Raw genomic sequence first — 8,682 nt, 5'->3', positions numbered from 1 at the left:
GACCCGCCAACGGATCCAGAGAAACCAAAACCGCCGGTAGATCCGCCAACGGAACCAGAAAAGCCGAAACCGCCAGTAGATCCGCCAACGGAACCAGAGCCGAAACCGGAAACAGAAAATGAGCCTAATAGGCCAACTTCTAAAGAAAAGGATCTTCCGCCGTTACCTTCAAGTTTTAGCTTAACGTTTAAGGCGGATTTTGATTGGACCTTGGATGAAGAAATGAAGAAAAAATCTTTTGTCTCTGTTGATTATTCATGGATTGTTAATGAGCAAACTCAAGTGAATGCCAGCTATGCAGAATATATAGATGTAAATAAGAATTTAATATCTGACTTACCTGAGTTATTGAAACAATTTCAAATGCTTGATAGCACTGCACAGCAAATTGTTACCTTATTTGGAAATCCAGAAGATTCCATATCTATTGATAGCTATGCAGATATGATTAACAAAATTGAAAATCAAGAGAAGACTCTCGAAGAGTTGGCAAATCCAAACTCTGTTTATCGTATGTATAACAATATCACAGGTGAACAAAAGATAGATGCTATTACAGAGAAAATTTATGAAGAATTTAAGAATAAAGGAAATCAACTCTATACAGATATTGAAGGCCAGATAAAAAATTTACAAGAAACAATTGGATCAACAACGGATAAAAATCATGATGGAACAAAAAATACATTATACGGAACTTTAAATCTAATGACTGAACCTCAGAAGTTTCTGAATGAAGCAGAAAAGTTAAATAATTGGTTTGTGCAAGCCAATCAACAGATTAATGAAGCGTATCAATCATGGAAAGAAAATGAAAAAATCCAAGAAGAATCTGTAAAAAGTGCAGAAAATCAACATCCTGTAGAAAATCAACATCCTGCAGAAAATCAACATCCTGCAGAGAACGATACAATACCAATTTCTTCAGAAACAGATAGCTTAGTAAAAGAAATGGAAGATTTAGTTCAGAGTTCAAAGAACTCGGCTGAAAGTATAGAAAAATCTGCAGCGAAAGCTCATGACATTTCTCCAAAAATTCAGGAGTTGAAAGAAAATACAGATAATGTTCAAAAAAATGCAGATACTGTTTTGAATAATTTAAATACTTCAGTCACTCAAATTCAAAAGAATACAAGTAAAAATGAAAAATACTCAGAAGAGTTTAGCAAAGTGCTTTCTAATACCAAACGAGGTGGAGCAGATAATTATAAAGTATTCAATTTTCTATCAGCCCCAATTGCTACAAAAGGAAGTTTTGAAGCTACTCGCCAAACGTCTATTATTCCTTACTATATGACACTTGTTGGAGCTGTTCTTTCAGTCATTACCGGCATTTCCTTATGTCGTACTATTCAACGTAGAGAAATTACGAAAGATATGGTTTTTATTACACCTACAAGGGCATGGCTAAATGTTCCTAATGTTATGAAGGTAACAGGTGTCAGTCTAATTATCTCACTATTCTTTGCTGGAATAACTACTTTTAGTATTTTGAGAGTGTTTAATATCCCTTGGTTTAGTTACACGTTCCTAAATATTTTAGGTGGAACTTTATTAATAACAGGTTTTTCTCGTCAGTTTAAAAATATAACACTCTATGTTTGTGTTTCACTTTTAGGATTATATCTCATGTTAACACCATTATTAGGAATGCATACTCGTCCGGGTAGTATTGTCGATTTACTTTATCGTTTTTCACCGCTTCAAAACATAGAAAATGGTTATACAGCACTAAGCAATGGTATTCATGTTGGATGGGAAAGTTACTTGTTATTGGTAATTATTATTGTTGTAGGAATTGGTACGAATTTCATTGCTTTTCCAGGTGTGAAAAAGTCAGAGAAAGCTGAACAAAAGCAATAGCTTATGTTGTTAGGAGAAAGGATGTACGAATTTGGAAAAAATGATAAAACCAAAATTTCTCGTTTTTTCTCTTCTAATTTCTTTTTGTGTGATAAATCTTTTTACTAGTTTTAGCAGTCTAGCCTATGCTGAAGATGGAAAACTAACGATTCATAACAACGTGATTTATGAAAAAGAAAATCATAAAAATAATAATTCTGTTACAGGGATAGAAGATTTGTTTATAAAAGACAAAAACACAAAAAATAAGGAACTTGAGAAAGAAAATAGAAAGAGTACTTCAAGTATAAAAGAAAAAGTATTTCTTACCGCTGAGAGTGTAGAAAAGAAACCACAGGATACAATTACCAAGCAGCTGTTTTCTAAAGACTATACAGCTTCTAATGAAAATGAAGCAACTGTAGAAGATACCAATTATGAAATTCCTAGATGGACCTTCTGGATACTGTTAAGCATGGGTGTGATTGGAATATTAATTTTAGGATGGTTATTAGGTAAAAGATTTTCAAACCTATTTATACGGAAAAAGGAGTAAACAATGGCAGAAAGAACAATGATTAATATCGAACTTCATGTTAATGAGCAAATACTTGATTTAACAATACCTAATCAGGTTTCTTCTAATAGATTGAAAGAACTATTGGTTGATTCATTATCTTTAGTAAATATAGAATTGCCCACTTATTTTTCATTGGAAGTAAAAAATAAGCCAATTCATTTAGATGAAAATGTTATATTGGCGAAATATCCATTGGCGGATGGTGATCAATTAGTCGTAAAAGAAATTATAGGGAGTTTGGAGGAACACTAGAGTATGGGGGAAATGAGAAATAGTTTGATAGTTATTAAAGAGGAAACTACATCTACTTTTATTAAAGTGCACTTAACAGCTAATCAATATTCTTTGTCAGGTGTAAAGCAATTCCAGTTATTTTTAAATAAAGCACCACACTTTTTGACTGGAAAGATAGAAGTGGCGAATGAAGAACAGGTCATTATCACTTATGAAAAAGATGAATTATCTTTTTCACTTGAACAATATGTTAAAAAATTAGATGCATTTGATCGCCTTCTTTTAGCACAAAAAGTAAATTTCTTAAAAGAATATCTTAACCAACCAGTAACGCCATTTATCCATCCTAAAAATATCTTTATTTTTGGGGAAGAGTTGTTTATTGGTCATCGTGGCGTAATGAATACCGTTATTCCTTATCTTTCAACAGAAGAAGTATATCTAAAACAATACAAGGCATTACTTCTTTATATTTTAAATCCAAAGCTGGATTTTGAGAATCTAATTGATGGGGCCGGTGCAGTCCGAGATCCTTTTTCCGAAAAAATTCAAGAATCTTCTTCGTTTGAAGAGATAGACAAGTTACTAATGGAAACAGTTGCGATTCAAAAGGAAAAAAGAAATGCTACAAGCATACTGGTGAAAAGTAGAAATCACACTGTTTTTAAGTGGGGAACAATTATTCTTGGTCTTGCAACATTAGGTCTTTCAATAGGGGTAGGGATATATTCATTAAATATTGTACCTCAGCAAAAACGAATCATAAGTGCCGAATCAAAGTTTATTTCAAATAGTTATTCAGATGTTCTAGATACTTTAAAGGAAGACAAACCAGAGAATCTTCCTAAAAGCGCACTTTATGTGTTAGCAGTGAGCTCGATTCAACTAGATAGCTTGTCTAATGAGCAGAAAGAATCTGTATTAGGGACTATCTCCCAAAAATCAAATGATAACACATTACTTTATTGGATCTATATAGGAAAAGGAGACTTTGAAAAGGCCTTAAATATTGCTAAAAATATTGGAGATAATCAATATATTCTTCACGCCTATACAAAAGTTTATGATGTAACAAATGCAGATAACAAGATGAATGGTGCGAAGAAACAAGAATTACTTTCGAAATATAAGGAAGAGATGGAAAAGTACATGAAGTTATTGGAGGGGAAGACGGATGATCAGAAATCTAAACAATAGATTGTCTAGTGAAGGTGTACCAATTGATGATCAAATTGTAAATAAAGCGTCTGTACTCTATGATATTTTTTCATTTGGTCATATATTTTCGCATCACGAACTAACAATGTCAAAGCCATCACTTAAGATTGGTAACCATGAAATTTCTTTTGATGGCACGCATTTGTTCTTGGATCAAGATCCATGGACAGGTGATATGAAGGACGGAATTCTCGCGTTACCTCATGAAAAATTAGAAGTTTTAACTACTATCAAGCCGAAAACAAATTTTGTGATTTCTTCTTCAAAGGACTCAGGAATCACCATTCCGACTAAGGCTTTTGCCCTGGTCAAATTTAATGAAAAGAATGAAACTTACCAGTTAAATCTGTTTTCAAATGGGGTAGTAGTTTACTTTAATGGAAAGAAAGTAGATCGATTAGAAAAAGTTATGTCTGTAGGGGATCAACTTGTTATTGATGGTGTGCTTATTGAATTGAGAGAAAAACAATTTAAGTTGTGTAAGATAACCCAAGAATTTTCACTAAATTCTTGGGAGATTATTAACGAGATATTTATTCCAGAATACCCAAAAAATTTCCCTGAATTTAGACGTAGTCCAAGAATTCATTTACGAGAGCCTAAAGAAGAGATAGCAATTCAACCTCCAAGAGCTGAGGAAACTGATGGGAGAAGTGATTTATTGCGTACGATTGTTCCGCCATTGGCAATGGTTGTTTTAAGTGGTGCAACGAGCGTATTAAGTAATGGAAACCCTATTATGATGTTAAGCATGGGGGGAGTAAGTTTACTCACGGCAGGGTTCTCTGTTTCAAGTTATATTACGAATAAGAAAGAAGTGAAACAAAAGAATCTTAAGCGAAGTGAGTACTATGAAAAGTATCTTATTCAAAAGGAAAAAGAATTGTCGTTGCTCTCTCAAAAGCAATTTGAAGCTTTAACGTATAACTTCCCTGATATGGATTCATTGTCTTTGATGACAAAAGAATACAGTCCACGAATTTATGAAAAAACTATGACAAATGCTGATTTTATAAGTATTCGTTTGGGTCATGGAGAGATTCAAAGTAGTTATAAAGTCAGTTATCATTCAAGAGAAGAAGATGATGCTTTAAGTAAATTTGCAGAAGAAAAAATTGTTTGGCCACATCAAACGTTAAAAGATGCACCTATTGCCATCTCGATGTTAAATCAAACGTTAGGACTTGCAGGAACAAAAACAGTACTACGAATAGCTGTACAGACAATATTATTTCAGCTTTCCGTTTTACATTCTTATAGAGATGTAGAATTTGTAGCATTAGTTCCAGAAGAAGATTATCAAGATAGTTGGCATGCATGGCGTTGGTTGCCACATTTTCAAATACGGAGCTTAAATTTACGAGGAATTATTCATAATTCACAGACACGTGACATGGTTTTAAATTCGTTCTATCAGTTGTTAACAAAACGTCGGCAACAAGTCAAAGAGGCGGGCAATGAGAAAGTAACCTTTGCTCCGCATTATATGTTTACGATTTTAGACGAGAGCTGGCTCTCTGGGCATGGATTAAATGAATTTTTAGCTGAAGATATGAGTCAATACGGTGTTACGGTCATTTGGGGGAAAGACGCGTTAAACATGTTGCCAGAGACAGCAACCACAGTTATTGATTATCAAAGTAACGAATCCGCGGTATTAATTAACAATAATAATGAGTACGTGAATCAACTTTTTGTTCCCAACCATTTACCCAAAAGTTATCCAATTGAGCAAGCAATACAACGCATAGCTAATTTAGAACATGTTGAGGTAGAGAAAAATGCGATTCCAGAATCGATTGACTTTCTAGAATTATATGATGTGAAAAATGTTGGAGAGTTACATATTGGTGCTCGTTGGCAAAAAGCAGACACTTCAAAATCATTAGCTGTTCCTTTGGGTGTTCGAGGAAAAGATGACATTGTTTATTTGAATTTACACGAACGAGCACATGGCCCACATGGACTCGTGGCAGGTACAACAGGATCTGGTAAATCGGAAATTGTCCAAAGTTATATTTTATCTTTAGCAGTAAATTTTGCACCAGAAGACGTTGGCTTTTTACCGATTGATTTTAAGGGTGGAGGTATGGCGAATTTATTTAAGAATTTACCACATCTGTTAGGATCGATTACAAACTTAGACGGTGCAAGTTCTGCAAGAGCATTACAAAGTATTCGAGCAGAATTGCAAAAGAGACAACGGAAATTTGGTGAATTTGGTGTTAATCATATTAATGGGTATACCAAGTTATACAAACAGGGAAAAGAAATTACTGATCCTGTAGAAAAGAAAAAATATCCATCAGAACCATTACCACACCTTTTCTTAATCAGCGATGAATTTGCAGAATTAAAAGCAAATGAACCAGACTTTATGGCTGAGCTAGTATCAACTGCACGTATTGGTCGTTCGTTAGGAGTTCATTTGATTTTAGCTACTCAAAAGCCAAGTGGAGTAGTGGACGACCAGATTTGGTCAAACTCACGATTCAAATTAGCATTAAAAGTAGCCGATCCAAGTGATTCAAATGAAATTATTAAAACACCTGATGCAGCAACGATTACTCAGCCAGGACGAGCGTATTTACAGGTCGGAAACAATGAAATTTATGAACTGTTTCAATCTGCGTGGAGTGGAGCGTATTATAATCCAGATGCACAATATGAAGAAAAAGTAGATGAAAGAATTTGGCTAATTAATCAATTGGGTCAGCACGAATTGTTAACTACAGATTTATCTCAAGATGATGAAGTGTCCATGAAAAAGGAAGAAAAACAAACACAATTGGACGCGATTGTAGAAGCTATTGTGATTCATGCTGAAAAAACAAATGCAATTCTTCCTGAAAAACCTTGGTTACCTCCATTACAAACAGAAATTGATAGTCCAAAGATTAATGTAGTAACTTCAGGGGATTCGAAAAGAAATCTTTCAGTTCCATTTGGTTTGATGGATATTCCATCAAGACAAGAACAAATTGACTTTTTACTTGATTTAGAAGAGTTGAGTCACCTTGCAATCTATGGATCTCCAGGCTTTGGGAAATCCACTGCATTACAAACTCTTGTAATGAATTTATCAAGAACTAACAATCCTGAACAGGTCCAGTTTAACCTATTTGATTTTGGTACGAATGGTTTACTTCCAATAAAAGATTTACCGCATGTGGTGGATATTGTTCGGTTAGAGGAAGAAGAAAAACTGATGAAGTTCCTCAAACGAATTCGCAAAGAAATTCAAAGTCGAAAAGACGCATTTACAGAGTATGGTGTCGCAAGTCTGTCTCAATATGAAGAGAAATCAGGAAAGCAGTTGCCAGGGATTGTTACTATTGTTGATGGCTTTGACTCAATTAAAGAGAGTCCTTTAGAGGAAGCTATAGAATCTGTGTTAAATCAGCTTTTACGAGAAGGAGCAAGTTTGGGACTCTATGTAGTTATGACGGTTCTTCGTACGAACAGCTTCAGAATGAGTATGGCGAGTAATATTCCATCACATATTGGGCTATTCCTTGTGGAAGAAGGTGCAATTCGAGATGTTGTAGGACGTGATGCTTTGATTTCGCAAGAAATTGTTGGACGAGCGCAAATCAAACTAGACGAGCCACATGAAGTTCAAATTTATTTACCAAATCATGGAAGAAATGATATTGATCGATTGAATAATTTAGAGCAAGAGATTGCACAGATGAATCAGCAATGGAAGGGCACACGTCCTACCAAGATTCCGATGTTATCTAAAACGATCTCTATGCATGATTTTTATACAAATCCACAGGTACAAGAGATGTTGGATAATCTACAACTACCACTTGCTCTAAGTAAAGAAACCACAAATGTCGTTGGTTTTGTACCAGAAAAACATGGTTATTTTGTGATTGGAGACGATACGCCACAGCAAACGGAATATATTGAGCGTATAATCGTTCAAAACTTTAAACATTTTGAAGGGAAAGCACAAAGAATTGTGTTTAATGGGAGCGAACGATTTGGCAGATTCAAAGAAAGCTTCGATGTGATTGTATCAGATATGGAGTACAGTACTTTTGTTAATGATCTAATGAGTGAAATTGAAGAAAGAGAGACACAAAGTGAAAATCAACCGATGTTTGTGTATATTCCAGATGCGCAAATATTTGGAGATAAAACATTTATTTCGGATGAAACATTCAATAAATACTTAAAAAATGGTTCTAAAGTAGGTGTTTATTTCATTTTCCACGGCAATCAAAAACAAATTGAGAACAGTTATGATGAATTTAATAAACGATTACGAGCAAATATTCCAGCAGGGATGATTGGAACACGTTTAGCTGATCAAGGATTGATAAATGTGAAATCTAGTTATAGTGAACCTACAGTGGAATTAGATGAGTCTCATTTCTTTGTTGGACGAAATGCAGGACGGGTGAAATTAGTTAGTGAGTAGATCAATTTTATCTGCGAGTGGTGTGTATGGCTGAATAGTTACAAACAGAAAGATGGTCTTGATAGGGAAATAGATTTTGAGGAGGGAAAACATTATGGCTCAAGAAGAAGATAAAGCCAAAGAAGCTGCACGAAAAGCGGATATCCATGCAAGTGTTGATCGATTTAAGGCAAGTTATGATAGTAAAATGGCTAGCCACAGGGCAAATGCCCAAAAGTTAGAGCGCTTAAAAGCCGCAAAGAGATCTTTACAGGGAGAACTTCATCATTTTGATTCTTATAAGAAAGAGTTTACCAATTTAGGCAGGAGTCTAACAACAAGCCAGTTCAAAGGAACACGTCGTGATAAATTCGATAAAAAATTAGAAGAAATCACA

6 protein-coding genes are annotated in these 8,682 nt (G+C 34.6%); all 6 read left to right on the top strand.

Annotated features, from left to right (window positions below):
* The coding region (locus BAQ49_RS33050; RefSeq protein ID WP_482762607.1) for an ABC transporter permease at positions 1-1,863 on the top strand (1,863 nt) is incomplete at its 5' end.
* Between the two features lie 40 nt (positions 1,864-1,903).
* Positions 1,904-2,398, top strand: a complete 495-nt coding sequence (essA, locus tag BAQ49_RS18805) for a type VII secretion protein EssA (protein WP_244159119.1) — start codon at positions 1,904-1,906, stop codon at positions 2,396-2,398.
* Between the two features lie 3 nt (positions 2,399-2,401).
* Positions 2,402-2,674, top strand: coding sequence for an EsaB/YukD family protein (locus tag BAQ49_RS18800; RefSeq protein WP_071746622.1), 273 nt, complete (start codon positions 2,402-2,404; stop codon positions 2,672-2,674).
* A 24-nt stretch (positions 2,675-2,698) separates the two neighbouring features.
* Positions 2,699-3,853, top strand: a complete 1,155-nt coding sequence (gene essB, locus BAQ49_RS18795; RefSeq protein ID WP_244159118.1) for a type VII secretion protein EssB — start codon at positions 2,699-2,701, stop codon at positions 3,851-3,853.
* Complete coding sequence (gene essC, locus BAQ49_RS18790) at positions 3,831-8,306, top strand: type VII secretion protein EssC (protein WP_071746620.1); 4,476 nt, start codon at positions 3,831-3,833, stop codon at positions 8,304-8,306. Before essB ends, essC begins: the two co-directional genes overlap by 23 nt.
* 94 nt (positions 8,307-8,400) lie before the next feature.
* Positions 8,401-8,682: DUF5082 domain-containing protein (locus tag BAQ49_RS18785; protein ID WP_071746619.1), on the top strand; the 282-nt coding region annotated here is incomplete at its 3' end.

The sequence above is a fragment of the Bacillus proteolyticus genome, assembly GCF_001884065.1.
GTDB lineage: Bacteria > Bacillota > Bacilli > Bacillales > Bacillaceae_G > Bacillus_A > Bacillus_A proteolyticus.
The sequence above is the reverse complement of the archived record's forward strand: the minus strand, read 5'-3'. Positions and strand labels throughout refer to the sequence as shown.